Here is a 14653-nt window from a genome sequence, read left to right as displayed (position 1 = left end):
CCCCTACACGCTCACCTACGAGGAGACGGACCCCGAGAAGCCATACATCATCGTCGGACTCATCGACGGCCACATGCTCGACATCGACGTCGACATCGGTGACGACCACGAGGTCACCTTTGAGGGCGATATTAACGAGATACGGACGCTGAACGGGGCGCTCGCGTTCACCTCCGCGAGTGGCGGGCCGCACACGATTCTCAAGTTCAAACGAGACCACGACGGGATTAGTGGTGTCGATGGTGTGGATATTCAGGGCGACCTCTCAGCGGGCCTGGGGGTTGTCACGTCACCATTTCACCATCCCGAGTACGATCTCACTGCCGAACCCACCGAACACGTCTATTTCGACGACGTCGTCGAACACGAGGAAGCCTCCCTGAACAAGGGCTTTGGTGTCGACCTCCTCGAACACGAATCCGAACCTGAACCTGAACGCGACCCCGCGGCCGAACACGAGGAGTTCAACGCGCAGGACTACACCCCGAGTGCGACGACGACCGACGAGACAACTGACGATATCCGGGACATCTTCGCCGCACTCGACCGCCTCGACGCGCGACGTGTGGCCGACCGGACGATCGTCCACAGCTGGAACGATAACGCCGGGACGAGTGACGGAAACCGGGCGTTCGTCCCGACGTGGGGGCCGGGGGCGAACGGGACGGCGAACATCGTCAACAGTGAGATTTGGCAGGATACCGGGAGTAAAGGCGGCTACGGCGGCCCCGTCGTCATGGCGCTTATCGCCGCTGGCGATATCCAACCCGGGGAGGCTACCCCCCGCGTTTCAGGCGAGAAGTGGTGGACTGGTATCGAACGACTCCGTGAACTCGGGTTTGATGTCCCCAAGTACGAATCGCCGGACAGCCAACCCGTCTCCGCACTCCCACTGGGCCAACTCGACGCACTCAGTCACGACGACCGGAAACGAGCGGCCCGAAAACGTGGCCTGGAGTGGCCGTCAACTGACGACGCGCGAACCCGCCTGTTCGACACCATTACCGAAGTGATGGGCCACCAGGACACCGCTGTCGTCGACGCTCCCACTTCAATCGGCAAATCCTATACCGTCGCGACGACGCCCTGGAGTGCATCACAGTACGACGCCGTGACTGCCGGACGGCAGGTTGTTCACCTCTCCGCAACCCGCGACGCGAGAGACGAGAATATCGAGGCGGCGAACGAGAACGGTGTCTCGTTCTTCGTCCTCCGCGCGCGTGACGAAGCCTGTCCGATTGCGGCAGGCGACTACGATCCCGACGAGGACGACGATAACGACCGTCTCGAACTCACCGTGAACGGTACACCCGCCAGTGAGTGGATTCGAACGCAATGTGACGGGAAGGGCATCGCCTTCAGTGCCGCCCACCGACGCCTCGAAGACGTGAACGACCAACACGTGGACGATCTCCCGTGTTGTGAAGACGACGGGACGTGTCCCGCTATCAGGCAGTGGGAGGAGCTGCGGACGATTCGCCAGAGTGAGACTGACGACCTCGACGTCGTCTTTGGCACCCACGAGTTCGCCCACGTCCCCGGCCTTCGAATGCAGACGAACATCGTCGTCGACGAAGAACCCGATTACACCCAAAGTCTGAGTAAAGACCGCGTCGCCCGTGCTATCACGGCCTTCTTGAAGGAGATCGACGCGCCCGTGCAGTCGTGGGAGGCGTTCATCCAACTCGCGCGCAACGATGCGTACGGGACGGACGCCGCAACCGAACGCGACGCACTTGAACACAAACTGAGTACCGACCCCGCCCGTGAGTGGTATTTCGACGAGGCAGACGCCCACACACTCGCTCCCGGCCTTGCACGCGCGATCTTCAACGGTGAGGACCGGACGAACGGACGCTGGTTCGGCAAGACCGTCCACGAACCGCCACGCCTGGATGCAACCGTGCGCGACGAGGAGGGCTGGAACCGTGAATGGCTCTCCGTGACGATGACTGCGGATAACCAACTCCGGACGGTTCGATCGACGCCAGACTTCTCACAGGCCCGGAGTGTCGTGGGACTCGACGCCCACCCCGCGCGCCCGAAGTGGATGGTGAACGTGCATCCCGCAATCCAAACCAAGGCCGTTCTCGACAGTGACGAACGCCGTCTCTGGCGACGATACGAGCGCGGACTGCGTGTTGTACAAGTCGGCGACGCAACCCGGCCACTGTCCGGCGATAACGCCCGTGAGTGGTTGGACGACGACGGTGTCCGGACGTTCTTCGACCACTTGGTGAACGAATACGGCGCGGAGACTGCCCGGACTGCGATCACGACGACACAAGTCGAATCCCGCGTCGGTGAGTTGATGAGTGAGGCTGGCTGCTACCAACCCGACACCATGCACTACGGCGAAGAGAAGTCCCGCAACGACTACAAACACGAACGTGTCGGGGCTGTCCTTGGGTGCATGGATCCGGGTGACGACCACGTGGTGGACCTGCTCGCCGAACTCGATCTTGAAGCACAGGCCCAACGGAGTGATACCGAGTGTCAACACTGCGACGGTGATGGGTGTCACAAGTGCGACGGCACAGGCCACAACCGCGCACACGGGCGTGGGTTCGTCGGTGAGGACGCCGACACCGCACAGGAGGTCCTGGCGAGCGTCCGCGAAAGTCACGTCGCACAGGCCGCAGGGCGCTACGCACGCAACCCTGACGACCCCGACAGCCACGCGACTGTCTTCGTTCGCACGGATGCTATCCCGCCGGGATTCGCCGATGTGAAAGTCCCCGGCGTCGAGTGGGTGTTCACCGAGACGCAACGCGAGATTATCGAAACCCTGCGGGACGCACGCGGGACGATGACCGCACAGGAGATCGCGGACGACGTCGCCTGTTCGCGTGAACACGTCCGGCAGACACTCAAACGACACCACGAACACGGCACTGTCCAAACGTTCGACGGCCACGGAGCCAACGGAGCGACGCTGTACGCCGACTCTGGGTGTCCGAACACCGGCTACGTCGACCTCGGTGAGACCTCCAACGATGCCGTATGGGAGGCTAATACGTGGGCGTTGGAGATATCCGACGTCGGTTCGGCACTGAACGCCGATTCACCGACTGGTGGGGCGTCGACCCCGTCCCAACCCGCGACGACAGGCGAGTGGGACTGGGAGAGTGGCCCTGGAGACGGGTAGCCACCCACCCAAAACGGCGGTGATAGCCACTCGGTGTGAGCGACTGGTATCCCGAACGGTGCGCCACTGTACGGTGTGACCGAGGCGGCGGCGGCTGTCTTCGACGAACTCCCACCCACAACCAGAAATAGGTAAAACCGCAAGGCGTGGGAGGGTTGGCAAACCCCACTATAGTACTATACTATAACGACCTTTGCCAACCTAACGCCCTCTTGCGTTTTTGACGATTATAGCCAAAGTGGGCGTTTTGGCGTCTTATACCCCACCCATACTTTATATACGGTATTTAAGTTCCTCGCATACTTTTATGGTGAAGTAACCCATAGGTTAGTATGGGATACTAACGAACGACAATATGTCCGAACACACGACGATTCACGTTTCTCGGGAGTTTCACGAACGTCTCCTCGAAGCAAAGCCTGAGAGAGGCGTCTCGCACGAGGCGTTTCTTCGTGCAAATCTCCCGGAGGATATCTTTGCCGATGAGTAAGCCGGGTGACAGACAGCCCCCAAAACTGTCGAATATCATTCACACATGGCGAGAGATATAGACTACGCTGCTGTCGATATCCCCGATGACAAACCCCCCGAAGAGTACCACTACACGTCTCGACGCGCCGAAATCCTCCAACTGTTGGAGGAGGCGGGACACCCTCGACGATTAAACCAGTCGCGGTTGGCTGACAGGTACGGGTGTACGCCGTCGAATATCAATAACGACATGGACGTCCTGGCGAAGTACATCGACGAGAAGCTCGGGGATCGTCGGATTATGATTACGGAGAGCGTTTTCCACCGGGCGATGGAGGGACTTCTCGACCGTGAGGAGTACCGCAAGGCAGCGCAAACTGTCAAAGATTGGAATGAGTTCATCAACGACTATCATTGGATGGAGAACGTCGAAGAGCGCCTCGATCAGCTCGAAGAGGTCCAAGGAGATGACATACCATGACGACAAAGCGACAGATAGAGAAGCGACTCAATAACATCGAAGACACCCACGGTCTCCAAGAAATCAACCTGGATAACAGTCTCGTCATGGGGGTGGGCGACGATATCCCCGAGGACGTCGAGCAAGTCCTTCTCGCCGATTGGCGCGCACGTTGGAGACTCGGTGACACCTTCGGTATGTTCATCGTCTGTCAAGAGTCCGCTGACGACTTTTACCGACGCCTTCAGAACGCCCTGGACAAACTCGAAGAGCGATCGGGTGTCCGGATCCGGGCAGATGACTACATCGCCTATCTCGCGGAGTGTCTCTCGTCACCGGAGACACCGGACCCCACGGTGTACTTCGCCGGTGAACTGACGTCCGACGAATCCGATAAAGTCTGGCAGTGGACCGTACGCCAGGCCAGCGAATACGGGGGTAGTGAATGACGTCGCAACGTGACATCGAGCGTCGGTTGGCCGCATTGACTGGCGACGACGACGCAGACTGGTTGCGCGACGCCCGAGAGAACGGATTTCGCGTTGTCTTCGATGACGACCTCGACGAGAACGCCGAGAAGGTGGCCGAACTCGGGGACTACAACGTATACCAGGAGGTCGAATCGTGACGTCCCAACGGCAGATTGAGCGTCGTCTTTCGCGCCTCGTCGAGGAGTCGGGGTTAGGCGACAACACGGAGATCGTCATCACGGACACACTCGTGGACGAGGACGGCCAGGAGGTAGAGACGTTCGCGACGACGCGCGCGTGGACGGACGAACGCGGAGAGTGGCAGACAGAGGAGATGTAATCATGTCGAAATCAGACAACTTTACGGACAAACTCGCAAAGGCAGTCAGACAGCAAAGCAACGGCACCGTCAAAGGGAGTCGTCACCTTCAATCGGGAGACATCGATCTCTCTCAGATCGAGCAGAAGAGTGGGGAGACGGCCACTGACGACGGGGGACTTGATTCGGTGTCCGTCGCGGCCCTCTTTCGGGAGACGGCGGACAGACAGCGATCGCACTCGACGTCGAACCCACTGCGTGGCATCGACAGCAAGTCTGCAGCCGCAGAGTCGCCGAACACTGACGCCGCACTCGACAGTGTCGTGCAAAAGGCGGCGACGGTGTACGAGCAGATGACGGCCATGCAGTCCGAACTCGCCGCTCTCGAAGAGGAGATGGATGCCGACGAACTTCGAAGCGAACTCAAGGCGCGCGTCGAGCAGCTCGGTGGTGACTCCCAGTGATTTACGTCGAGGAGACCTACCTGGACGACCCCGAGAAGTCGCTCGAACTCGTGACGGTGACGTTCACGGGGGATAGCGACGACTCCGCCCTTCCAGTGAAAGGCGCACTCAGAAATCAGGGCATGTGGCCGGGGCGATCGCCACTCAACCAAGGGCAGCGATACGTCGCGCTCGTCCCGGATGACGGTCTCTCTTACCTCGAATCGCACCAGGAGATCGAGGTCGATTATGATCCGGCGACTGCCGCCGAAACCATCCTCGACTTCAATTTCATGCCAACGAAGCTATACTCTCGAAAACTGATGGACGAGAGAGTGCAGGAGCGTGTGTTTGACGCTCTCGGTGTCGAGTGGCAGGGCATGGACGAGACGGCAAACAAGAACGAACTCCGTCGTGTCTGCGGCCGTGACCTCGTCGACGAACGCGAGGGGGCGGACCCACCGAAGTCGTTCGCGACCGAAGTGCAGACTGAGTATACCCGACGTGAGTTGATCGCCGTCGCGCGTGAGTTCGGCGGATTCGGCGGTTCCCCGGACCTGGCCGGGAAGCGCGAGCTGGCCGAATACGTGTCTAGCCACGAACCCGGGAGAGTCTACAGTACACTCGAAGCGCTGGCTACTGCGGACGAAGACGGTGAGGAGGTGAGCGCCTGATGCCATTCGACAGTGCCCGCGTCGCCAACAATGCAGACGCTATCCAAACTCATCTCACGGACTTCGCTGCGGGGGTGACGTCCGTCGACTCGTGGGCGATCGTCCCCGAGCAACGGGGGAACAACGTTATCGTCACGATCGAGTTTACGGCTTAACCAACACGCACTCCCCCCACTCGTCACTGTTGGTTAAAGCAAGAACGAAACAGGTGCGATGTCACGGTGGACACCGCCCCAACTAATGCAAAACGACTCACCGGCGAAGGTGCGCTGCTGGATGGTCCAGCACTTACTCTTTCACAGTCCAGACATAAAAACTTACTGGTAACTTAGTTTTAAGTTACCGGAGTGCGTACGTGAGGACGTCGGCCCCTCGACCGGTCGATGTAGCTCAATACGAGTTATCACTGCTCATAGGCGTCTTCGGGGAGCAGGACCCTCCCCGCTGACGTTGGTATACCATTCTAACCCGCCGGCTGCCAACAAATCGCCAAATCCTGGGCCGGACAGTAGATGGGGAGTCGCCGCGCTCGGAGCGCGGCGACTCATGACATCATTAGAGACATACAATCATGACTTCAAACATCAAACTGATATCAGTGTCTCACGCCCGCTTAACGGGGAAAGCGGAAGTAGACGGTGCGAAATTTTGCCAAGCTTGGCAGAATTTGGCAGTTCCCCGAGATGCAAAATTTTGCCACTCGGGAATCCACTGCCCCATTTCTCTCTAAGCAGCAGTGGCAAAAATGTTCAAATGAACAAATTTGCCAGGTGGCAAAAGTTCCAAATGGAACTTTCGAAGTTCCACGGCACTTTCTGTACCCGCGGGTACATCGTTTGTACCCTGGAACTTCTCGACTTCCGTGCAAATTTGCACGAAGGTGGGTACACACCCGCTTATGTCTGTAATGGTGAGTGCGAGAGAGCCACTGCTAAAAAATAAGCAGATGTGTAAAATTTCGCACTCGCGTCATCTCGACGTTAGTATGCTGTGCTAACCTTCGGTCCGGGAAACGTTTCCCGGACTGAATCCACTTCCGATTATAATTGAATAGGGAAGTGAATCGGCCATTTTCACTCGATACGCGGTGTTTTCTCTCAAGACAAGTCCACGCAGTCGTGCGTTCTACTTTGGCATACCAATCAATCTGATACATCCAAAAAAGGCCAACCTCTCACGAATCAGACGGTTCGGCCCTACCTGGAGGTCGTCGGTCGATATCGTGATTATCCAGCCATCGTCTTATCGTGCTCACGCCGCAACCGAATCTATCCGCGATCTCGGCCATCGACATCTCCCGGCGGACGTAAAGATGTTCGAGGACTTGGCGGTCTCTGTAAGGATATGAGTCTATTGTGCTCATATTACAAGGCTATCCCGGGAGAAAAGTTAGTTTTTCGGGGGGAGTGGGCTATCGCCAGAACTGACGCACCGATCGGGTGGCGGAGGTCACCGACCGGATCTCCCCGCCAATCATCCTCACGACGTACGTCACCGCCACGACAACGCCCCAGATAGCCCCGCCAACCATCAGCAGGTACGTCAGCACGAGTTGGAACTGTCCGGCGAGATAGCCGAGAGTGAGTAGTGTGACGGCGAGGACGGCCACACCCATGACGACCTTCTGTTTCCCCTTTCGACTCGAGAGCGCGCGCGCCAGTCGGACAGATCCAACCGACAGGATAGCCATCAGGACGGCTGCAACACCGAAGTGCGCCGTCTGCCCCAATAACGACCCGTCGTTTAGAAATGCGGTAAGGTGGGATGATATCCAATACACGACGAGGACGTACCCAATCACGGCGATCGACCGAAGGATATTGCCACCGTCTACCGATTGCTGCGTGACCGTCGGTGCCATCTTGCCGTTGTGGTGAATGGCGTTGTGGCACTCCTTACAGAGCGTCTTGAGGTTGGACATTTTATCACTGCCACCTTTCGACTTTGGGACGATATGGTGGGCGTGGAGTTCGCGATCTCCGTACTGGCCACCGAGACGGCCACAGTTCGAGCACCGCCACTCGTCTCTCTCGTATGCGTGTCGTCGTCGGACGTCCCAATCGTCGGGGTAGTTGCTGGATTTCATCGGTTACTCCTGTCTGCGTACTGTTTTCGTTGTTTGACGGTGGTTTGAGTCCCCTTTCTCGTCCTTTCACCCTGGGGGTTCGGTGAGTGTGAGGCCGTCCGGCCACCGTCTGCCGCCGTCTGTCGCGGGTTCGTGGGTGACGCCCCACCACCATCCGCAGCCGTCGGACGGGGTGACCCACCGAACATACTGCCGCCACTCCTCGACGTCGGGGACACCTTCGAGGCGATTTTGCGCGGTGTCGGCGGACTCCGAAAGAACGCCACGCTCGACACGAACGGGAGAATCAGCGCCAGTGCGAAGATCCCGAGCGTTAGCATGAATCCGATGATGCCAGTCACGCCAAACGACCAGTCGAGTTCGAAGGCGATCCGCAACAGGATAGCCACGGGGATGGTGACGAACGTGAGACTGAACCACTGCCAGAAGAGCATGGACCCGGCATTACGGAGACGTCCGTGTGGGCCTGCGTACGCCAGGACGAGCGCCAGAGGCATGACTGCCGGAGCCATCATCAACGCGACTTGCCGAATCGCATAGACGAACCCCAGGACGAGCGCCTTGCCCAGTCCCAACGCATAGAGTCCGACTGCGGCGACGGCAGGCGCAGCGCCGAGTTTGAAGACGCCTGCCATCGACTGCGTCAGTTCTTCGGGCGACGGGGCGATACTGAGTGCAATCGCATTCGACGCCATTTGAAGCGTGTTGACGACGTCGTACGAGATACCGACGACGATAATCGCCATCCCGATCTTGCCTGCCCATCTCGTCAGACTAGCTCCGTAGAACATCGTCGAGGCGGGGATAGCCACCGACGAAATGAGCAGAAAGATGACGAGTAACATCACCAAGAACGGGAAGACGTACGCACCGTAGACGTCTGTCCGGAGTGTCGTCATCACGCCACTCAGTGCGTCGATAACGTTGTTGCCTGCCGTCGTCGTCACGCCTGTATCATCGTAGGGCGTGCCAATCCAGATCGCCACGGTCGTCCGAATCTGCCATTCAAGAGAACCCGCGAGTTTGTCCCGCGACGTGTTGATAATCGTGTCAAACCACGCCCTCGGGCCAACCCCAAAGCCACCACCAAGGACACCGCCCCCACCGCCAGAACTCGCGTTCGTCCAGTGAGACTCCGTTGTCGTGGTGTTCGTCGACTGTGCAGCTGCTATCGGACTCATGAGGAGGAGAGCAAGGAGAACAACGAGGACGCGAGTCCTCATGAGGTCTCACACCCCCGGAGATAGTCGAGTACGACGTCACCGTGGCAGGCCTGCGGTTTGCAAAAACACCCCAGAGTCTCGCCCCGGAGTGCCTCGACCGCCTTTCGGAACTCGTCGTCCTCTTCAAGCCGGGCGTGAAAGTCCTCTCGAAACGCTTTGATTGACTCCTCTCGTGTGTAGTCCCCACCGTACTTTTTGAGTCGGTACGGGTTACCGAGCCACCCAGGACGTCCGATTTCAGTGTTGTTCATATGGTCGGCGTCGTCGCCCCTGCCCTCTCGACCGAGATCGACGTCGAACTCACTCTTGTCACGGTTGACGACTCTTGTTTCAACGTCTCCCGTCAGGGTGGTTTGGGTGGTGTCACTCATCGGTAGTCGTACTCTCTCCTTTTTGCCTGCACCCGTTCACGGATGTACTCGATATCGACGGACTCGAAGTACTGCGAGAGGTAGTCCCCCCCGACTGGAATTTTCTGCTTGCTATCGGAGTACGCATAGTCGATGAGAAGTGTCGGCCTGTTCAGATTGATGTACCCAATCCCATGATGGCCGAAGAACTCACGCATGAATACCGACCTGATCCTATCCTGCTGATACTCGGGGTCTTGGCTATTGATTCCCCAAAAGTAGGGACACACCGCCCACAAATCTATTTTCTTCCCGATGTACTTCTCTCCCCTGTACCTCCTCGTGATTTGATGGTGCGCCTTTGCGGCCTTTCCACCCCCATCATTCCGGAAGTACTTCGTTTCGATACCCACCCACCCAAAGGCTTCGTGTTCTACAATGAGATCCGCTTTGTAGTTGGACCCGTGGGGGGTGACCTCGCGGATGGCTGTCCATCCTCTGCTCTCAAAAAACTCCTTTAGCCACTCTTGGAGTTCTTCTTCCGAGTCTAACCGTCCACAAAGTTCCATCCCCGTGTCGAACGATTGGTCGGAGGGTTCGGGGGTCGAAGCGTCACTCATCGTCGTCGACCTCCTCGTCCCCCCGGGTGAAGTCGTCGAGAGCGTCCGCGAGAGAGGCGTTTGGATTGTTCTCAATCAGCTCGACAAAGACGTCTTGAAACGTTCTCGCGTCTCCGTCTTCGACGGTGAAGAACTCCAGGCAGCGCGGGCAGGCGTGGAGACCACTCTCCTTTCCGATGTAGTCCGTCGTCGCCCCACACCCGGGGCAATCAATCGAGACACCCGTCTGCACGTAATCGTCAGACTCTGCCATTGCACAGCGTTTACACAGCATTCTCCGCCCCACGCCGGGGAGTGTATGTCCGCCAGTCTCGACACCACACTCCGCGCATGTCCAGTCACCCTCGCCGATACAGTGACTGTCTTCGGGGAGGATATCCTCAAACGATTCACTCGTCATCGACGACCTCCCACACGAGCGTGTTGCCGATTTCATGGCGTGTAACCCGTCCCTCGTCGTCGAGAGACGTCAGTCGCGCGTACGCAGTCCGGTACTTGCACCCGATAGCTTCGGCCACGTTGTTCGTCGTCGGGGTGTCGAGGTCGTCGACGGCGTCGAGAAACTGTTCGTCGGTGAATGTAGGCGTGAAACGGCCTGATTCGGTATCGCGTTCGTCGTAGGGCATCTCTGTTTCCATCGTCTTTACCCACACATATGTATGTGCCGGGTTACTATAAAACCCCATGTATCCAACTGAATCGGTACCTTTATTACCCATGTAGTCATATGTATGGGTAAGGAGACACGGTTCGCAGGGCAGGTGAGAATCTGCCCGGGTGGTTGCACACCCGAGCCGGGTTTCCAACAAATGGACTGGAACCCATGTCAACCAAGAACCAGACGACCCTTGAGACTATCGACAGCACATTGATCGACTTCCTCGACGAGGACGACGAACACGACTGCGAGGACACACTCACCGGCTTCCCGTGCTGGCCGTGCGTTCGGGACGGACGTCGCGAACTCCCGGAGGTCGAGGACGAATGACTGTCGCCTGCCCGGACTGCGGCAAGACGGTGTATTTCGTTTCGTTCGACAGTCTCGACGACGTCCGCCTGTCCTGCGGGTGTCTCATACCCACCGCAGTCTGGCGTCACTTCGAGCGTCAGAGTCAACAGGAGGAGTGTGGCCTATGACGTTCGACCTCCGCGTCTACCACACACGCAGAGACGCCACGGAGACGCTGACGGACGTCGTCGGTGTGGACGCAGTGTGGACGGACGATCTCGTGGTAACGTTCGAGGACGGTAGAGAAGAGGCGTACGACGACGTCGAGATCTGGGAGATCGCCGCGTCAGAAGACACACACACCGACGCGGACGCGCACGTTAGTATCTCATACTAACTCAGTCCTCGAAGACTTTTCCGTACAACCTTTTGACGACCGTCCGGATATCCTCCAGGCGCTCCTCGTGGGTGTCGAGCCTGTCGCGCAGGAGTTCGTTCTGGTCGCGGAGAGTACTGTTCTCGTCCACCAGGTCGTCGACGCGCGTCTCCAACGACACAAGACGACTCTCTATCGTGGGGTTCTCGTCACGGTGCTCCTCGACGACGTCCCGGCCCTCGTCGGTAATGGCATAGACGTGTGCCGGGATGGGGCCACGCGACGGTTCGACCTCGTCAGTCCGTTCAATCCACCCGCGTTGTATCAACTGGTCGAACCAATAATGGAGGACGTTGTTGCCATGGTCCGTATAGTCAGTTATCTGTTTTGTCGAGGCTCGTCCGTCGTAGAAGACGAGTGCACGGAGTGTGTCGAGCGCCTTGGGATGGATTGATTCACGGTGTTTTTGCGCGAGTGACATACGAGATACTACGACGGCCCCGTACTAAAAATATATGTCGAGAAATATCAAATCCCACAGGACGACACCAATAGACGACAACACAAACCTCGTTAGACTAAGAAAGGGGACACCCCCACCGACGAATATCAAGGCCATTCAGGCCATGCAGAAATAGAAGAGAACCCACGGATAACGCGAGAGAGTGAACCCCCACAATGCTGATAGATGGGATGAACCCCACACTGGCTATAGCAGGGAGAACCCCGAATATGTCAGAATGGTGAACCCCAAACATGCAGTAGCAAGGATGAACCCCAGGCCATGCTATGGCAGTGACGAACTCCGACTCTCATAGAGAGGGTGGAACCCCGAGCTGGCTATAGCATAGACGAATCCCCACTCTGGCGTGAGAAGGGCCAACCCCAAGGGGGCAATAGCAGGGACAAGTCCCCACAGGCTATAGCAGAAGGGAAATTCAATCCGGGAAGCCGCGCATTCGCCAGAGGCGTCGCCAGAACAGAACCGTCGTCAGAAATTGATACCCATAATCTTCGTACGGCCGGGATTAGTGCTCGATTAGCGCTAATGCGTTAGGAAAGAACCCCGTGCAAGTGCATCCTGAGGGGGCGAACCCCCGGACTTGGGCGTCTAAACCCGGTCCACGTTACCGTGAGAGGAGTCCACTTAGACGTGAGAGGAGACCGTCCCTCTCCGAGTTGTGCAGTTTGAGTTTCGTGTGCGCCTCGTGGTACCGCGCCTGTGCGCTATCGCGTTCGTCGCGAACACGATCTAAGTCGGATTGCAATCGCTCGTTAGTCGCTTCGAGTCGGGCGGCTTCAACGCGCTTCTCTGTGAGGCTCTCACGGATTCTGTCGCGTTCGTCGCGCAATTGCTCGACCTTCGTCGATGAGTCGTGTGTGTTCGTCCCGTCTTCAAGGTCCGATACGATGAGATTGCGGACGTATTCACTCCGATTGTTGGTGACTTTATCAAGTCGCTGTACCGTACTCTCTTCGAGTCGGACGGTAATGTTCTTCATTGCGCGGCGATTGCGACGCGATTTACAAGAGAGTCAGTCAGACGTGCGAAAGACGTCACTCGTCGGTATCGTCTTCTCCGGGCCACGGCACGTCTCGTGCCTCCTCCCAACGGCGTCGAAACTGCTGGCGAACGACGTCGTCCGGGACATCGTCGTCGGAGAGTGCCAAGCGGAGGGCGAACTGTGCCTCGTCCGCGGATAGGCGCTCCACCTGGCCACGCTCAATCATCTCCAGGACGTCCTCCGAGAGACGATGGGACAGTTCTTCGACTTCAAAATCAATTCGGACGCCCGGTTTCTCCTCGGGAGTACCAACATGCTCGCGGTCGACTGCGCGCAATATCCCTTGGCGGAGTAGTGTCTCGAAGTCATGCGGTGGGACGCGGTCGTGAGTCTGGAGATAGATAACCCCCAACAAGTCACGGACACCATCGTAGAACTCGCTCTGTTCTTCGTCGGACGAGATCGACCGCTCGCCCTGTGTGAAATTGTGAAAGATGGTGTCGAGATCCCGAGAGCGCATCCCCAACAGAAGCGGCGCATCCTGGGAGAATGCACTCCGAACGCGATAGCGAATCCTCGCCCGCATCGACCGTTCACTCCTCTCATCGGTCTCTTTCTCGCCTCTCAGCAACGCTCGCTGCGATTGAGTCAGGATGGAAGGGGATGGTTCGTCCGTCATAATGTGTTACGTTTCTACTCAAGAACGGGGCAACTCTTATAGTCTCGGGTCACGATTAACCAACCAAGAACACAGTCGTCACTAAAGGACACAGAATTGAACAAAACGCCCGCAAGCCTCGTCTTGTAGGAAGGACCTGGCTTGTTTCGGGCGTTTTGAAGGAAGTTATCGGACGAAGGGTCCCGTGCAGGGGATTGACCTTCTACTCGGACATACGGCGTCCGGGTTCAAGGCCTTTTCCCTGCCGGTGTGTCTTCGTCCGCGAATTGTCCACGACACGGACTCATGGACGCTCACACATGCGATACACGCACTACGACGGCACGCACGGACCACGCGACGAACCGACCGACTACGAATCATCCCCCAGTGGTGGCTGGGAACTCGTTCACCACATCATGCTCGGAGGGAGGACGCGATGAGAATCTCCTGCACCAAGTCGCATGTCGAACTCGAAAGCGACAGTGGACACCCAACCCCTGGCGTCGCCGTCACCTGCTCGCGGTGTGGCAACGAACAAGAGTCGTATGGGACGCACCGACGCAGTGTGAAACGGTGTCTCGTCCTCCTGAATGAGACCTGCCCTGAAGACGAGAACAATTTCTACGAGGTTAACCGATGACTGACCAGTACCGCGACCGCGACCAGTACTTGTACGTCCCCGCGTCGGCGTTCGAAGGCGCTGGAAGAAAACTCCCACCGAAGGGCTACCGATGGGTCGGCGATTGTCCCGACGACATCGACCCCCGATCCGAGGAGAACCCCTACACGCTCACCTACGAGGAGACGGACCCCGAGAAGCCATACATCATCGTCGGACTCATCGACGGCCACATGCTCGACATCGACGTCGACATCGGTGACGACCACGAGGTCACCT

General features: G+C 58.0%; 25 protein-coding genes. 15 read left to right on the top strand and 10 right to left on the bottom strand.

The window, feature by feature from the left end:
- From ACR3FE_RS27455 to ACR3FE_RS27415, 9 genes are all read left to right on the top strand, one after another.
- A partial coding sequence (locus ACR3FE_RS27455) for an RNA polymerase sigma factor sigma-70 region 4 domain-containing protein (protein WP_458211034.1) occupies positions 1-3148 on the top strand: 3148 nt, incomplete at its 5' end.
- Between the two features lie 355 nt (positions 3149-3503).
- Complete coding sequence (locus ACR3FE_RS27450; RefSeq protein ID WP_458211033.1) at positions 3504-3638, top strand: hypothetical protein; 135 nt, start codon at positions 3504-3506, stop codon at positions 3636-3638.
- Positions 3639-3683: 45 nt separating this feature from the next.
- On the top strand, positions 3684-4100 hold the full coding sequence (locus ACR3FE_RS27445) for a hypothetical protein (protein WP_458211032.1): 417 nt from the start codon (positions 3684-3686) through the stop codon (positions 4098-4100).
- Entirely contained in the window at positions 4097-4528 is a 432-nt protein-coding gene (locus tag ACR3FE_RS27440) for a hypothetical protein (protein WP_458211031.1), read from the top strand. The genes ACR3FE_RS27445 and ACR3FE_RS27440 overlap by 4 nt, the downstream gene beginning before the upstream one ends.
- Positions 4525-4707, top strand: a complete 183-nt coding sequence (locus tag ACR3FE_RS27435; RefSeq protein ID WP_458211030.1) for a hypothetical protein — start codon at positions 4525-4527, stop codon at positions 4705-4707. The genes ACR3FE_RS27440 and ACR3FE_RS27435 overlap by 4 nt, the downstream gene beginning before the upstream one ends.
- Positions 4704-4889 (top strand): hypothetical protein, encoded by a 186-nt coding sequence (locus tag ACR3FE_RS27430; RefSeq protein ID WP_458211029.1) that lies wholly within the window; start codon positions 4704-4706, stop codon positions 4887-4889. Before ACR3FE_RS27435 ends, ACR3FE_RS27430 begins: the two co-directional genes overlap by 4 nt.
- Positions 4890-4891: 2 nt before the next feature.
- Positions 4892-5332: a hypothetical protein gene (locus tag ACR3FE_RS27425; RefSeq protein ID WP_458211028.1), complete on the top strand. Its 441-nt coding sequence runs from the start codon at positions 4892-4894 to the stop codon at positions 5330-5332.
- Positions 5329-5985 (top strand): hypothetical protein, encoded by a 657-nt coding sequence (locus ACR3FE_RS27420; protein WP_458211027.1) that lies wholly within the window; start codon positions 5329-5331, stop codon positions 5983-5985. Before ACR3FE_RS27425 ends, ACR3FE_RS27420 begins: the two co-directional genes overlap by 4 nt.
- A complete protein-coding gene (locus ACR3FE_RS27415; protein ID WP_458211026.1) occupies positions 5985-6140 on the top strand; it encodes a hypothetical protein in 156 nt (51 codons plus the stop codon). Before ACR3FE_RS27420 ends, ACR3FE_RS27415 begins: the two co-directional genes overlap by 1 nt.
- Positions 6141-7159: 1019 nt before the next feature.
- Here the strand turns inward: ACR3FE_RS27415 and ACR3FE_RS27410 are convergent.
- The 7 genes from ACR3FE_RS27410 to ACR3FE_RS27380 are packed head-to-tail and all read right to left on the bottom strand — an operon-like array spanning position 7160 to position 10890.
- Entirely contained in the window at positions 7160-7348 is a 189-nt protein-coding gene (locus ACR3FE_RS27410; RefSeq protein WP_458211025.1) for a helix-turn-helix domain-containing protein, read from the bottom strand.
- 48 nt (positions 7349-7396) lie between these two features.
- Positions 7397-8071: an HNH endonuclease gene (locus ACR3FE_RS27405; protein WP_458211024.1), complete on the bottom strand. Its 675-nt coding sequence runs from the start codon at positions 8069-8071 to the stop codon at positions 7397-7399.
- Positions 8068-9294: a TrbL/VirB6 family protein gene (locus tag ACR3FE_RS27400; RefSeq protein WP_458211023.1), complete on the bottom strand. Its 1227-nt coding sequence runs from the start codon at positions 9292-9294 to the stop codon at positions 8068-8070. The genes ACR3FE_RS27405 and ACR3FE_RS27400 overlap by 4 nt, the downstream gene beginning before the upstream one ends.
- Entirely contained in the window at positions 9291-9665 is a 375-nt protein-coding gene (locus tag ACR3FE_RS27395) for a DUF4326 domain-containing protein (protein ID WP_458211022.1), read from the bottom strand. Before ACR3FE_RS27395 ends, ACR3FE_RS27400 begins: the two co-directional genes overlap by 4 nt.
- Entirely contained in the window at positions 9662-10264 is a 603-nt protein-coding gene (locus ACR3FE_RS27390; RefSeq protein ID WP_458211021.1) for a hypothetical protein, read from the bottom strand. Before ACR3FE_RS27390 ends, ACR3FE_RS27395 begins: the two co-directional genes overlap by 4 nt.
- Positions 10257-10664, bottom strand: a complete 408-nt coding sequence (locus tag ACR3FE_RS27385) for a hypothetical protein (RefSeq protein ID WP_458211020.1) — start codon at positions 10662-10664, stop codon at positions 10257-10259. The genes ACR3FE_RS27390 and ACR3FE_RS27385 overlap by 8 nt, the downstream gene beginning before the upstream one ends.
- A complete protein-coding gene (locus ACR3FE_RS27380) occupies positions 10654-10890 on the bottom strand; it encodes a transcriptional regulator (protein ID WP_458211019.1) in 237 nt (78 codons plus the stop codon). The genes ACR3FE_RS27385 and ACR3FE_RS27380 overlap by 11 nt, the downstream gene beginning before the upstream one ends.
- A gap of 197 nt (positions 10891-11087) precedes the next feature.
- On the opposite strand from ACR3FE_RS27380, the gene ACR3FE_RS27375 reads away from it, so the two are divergent.
- From ACR3FE_RS27375 to ACR3FE_RS27365, 3 genes are read left to right on the top strand one after another with little or no spacing between them, the layout of a single operon-like run.
- Positions 11088-11252, top strand: a complete 165-nt coding sequence (locus ACR3FE_RS27375) for a hypothetical protein (RefSeq protein ID WP_458211018.1) — start codon at positions 11088-11090, stop codon at positions 11250-11252.
- Positions 11249-11401 carry a hypothetical protein gene (locus ACR3FE_RS27370; protein ID WP_458211017.1) on the top strand — a complete coding sequence of 51 codons (153 nt, stop codon included), beginning with the start codon at positions 11249-11251 and terminating at the stop codon, positions 11399-11401. The genes ACR3FE_RS27375 and ACR3FE_RS27370 overlap by 4 nt, the downstream gene beginning before the upstream one ends.
- On the top strand, positions 11398-11610 hold the full coding sequence (locus ACR3FE_RS27365) for a hypothetical protein (RefSeq protein ID WP_458211016.1): 213 nt from the start codon (positions 11398-11400) through the stop codon (positions 11608-11610). The genes ACR3FE_RS27370 and ACR3FE_RS27365 overlap by 4 nt, the downstream gene beginning before the upstream one ends.
- Position 11611: 1 nt before the next feature.
- Here ACR3FE_RS27365 and ACR3FE_RS27360 read toward each other — a convergent pair whose 3' ends face one another.
- The 3 genes from ACR3FE_RS27360 to ACR3FE_RS27350 form a co-directional block, all read right to left on the bottom strand.
- Positions 11612-12070: a hypothetical protein gene (locus ACR3FE_RS27360; RefSeq protein ID WP_458211015.1), complete on the bottom strand. Its 459-nt coding sequence runs from the start codon at positions 12068-12070 to the stop codon at positions 11612-11614.
- A gap of 646 nt (positions 12071-12716) precedes the next feature.
- A complete protein-coding gene (locus ACR3FE_RS27355; protein WP_458211014.1) occupies positions 12717-13091 on the bottom strand; it encodes a hypothetical protein in 375 nt (124 codons plus the stop codon).
- Between the two features lie 55 nt (positions 13092-13146).
- The gene (locus ACR3FE_RS27350) at positions 13147-13773 is read right to left on the bottom strand and encodes a DUF8102 family protein (RefSeq protein ID WP_458211013.1); all 627 of its coding nucleotides are present in this window, start codon (positions 13771-13773) and stop codon (positions 13147-13149) included.
- 299 nt (positions 13774-14072) lie between these two features.
- Here ACR3FE_RS27350 and ACR3FE_RS27345 point away from each other — a divergent pair, with 299 nt between their 5' ends.
- The 3 genes from ACR3FE_RS27345 to ACR3FE_RS27335 form a co-directional block, all read left to right on the top strand.
- Positions 14073-14195: a hypothetical protein gene (locus ACR3FE_RS27345; protein WP_458211012.1), complete on the top strand. Its 123-nt coding sequence runs from the start codon at positions 14073-14075 to the stop codon at positions 14193-14195.
- Positions 14192-14395: a hypothetical protein gene (locus ACR3FE_RS27340; protein ID WP_458211011.1), complete on the top strand. Its 204-nt coding sequence runs from the start codon at positions 14192-14194 to the stop codon at positions 14393-14395. Before ACR3FE_RS27345 ends, ACR3FE_RS27340 begins: the two co-directional genes overlap by 4 nt.
- The coding region (locus ACR3FE_RS27335) for a hypothetical protein (RefSeq protein ID WP_458211010.1) at positions 14392-14653 on the top strand (262 nt) is incomplete at its 3' end. The genes ACR3FE_RS27340 and ACR3FE_RS27335, both read left to right, overlap by 4 nt.

Source organism: Haladaptatus rarus, assembly GCF_054177585.1.
Note: the sequence above shows the minus strand (reverse complement) of the source record. Positions and strands in the feature narration are given on the sequence as shown.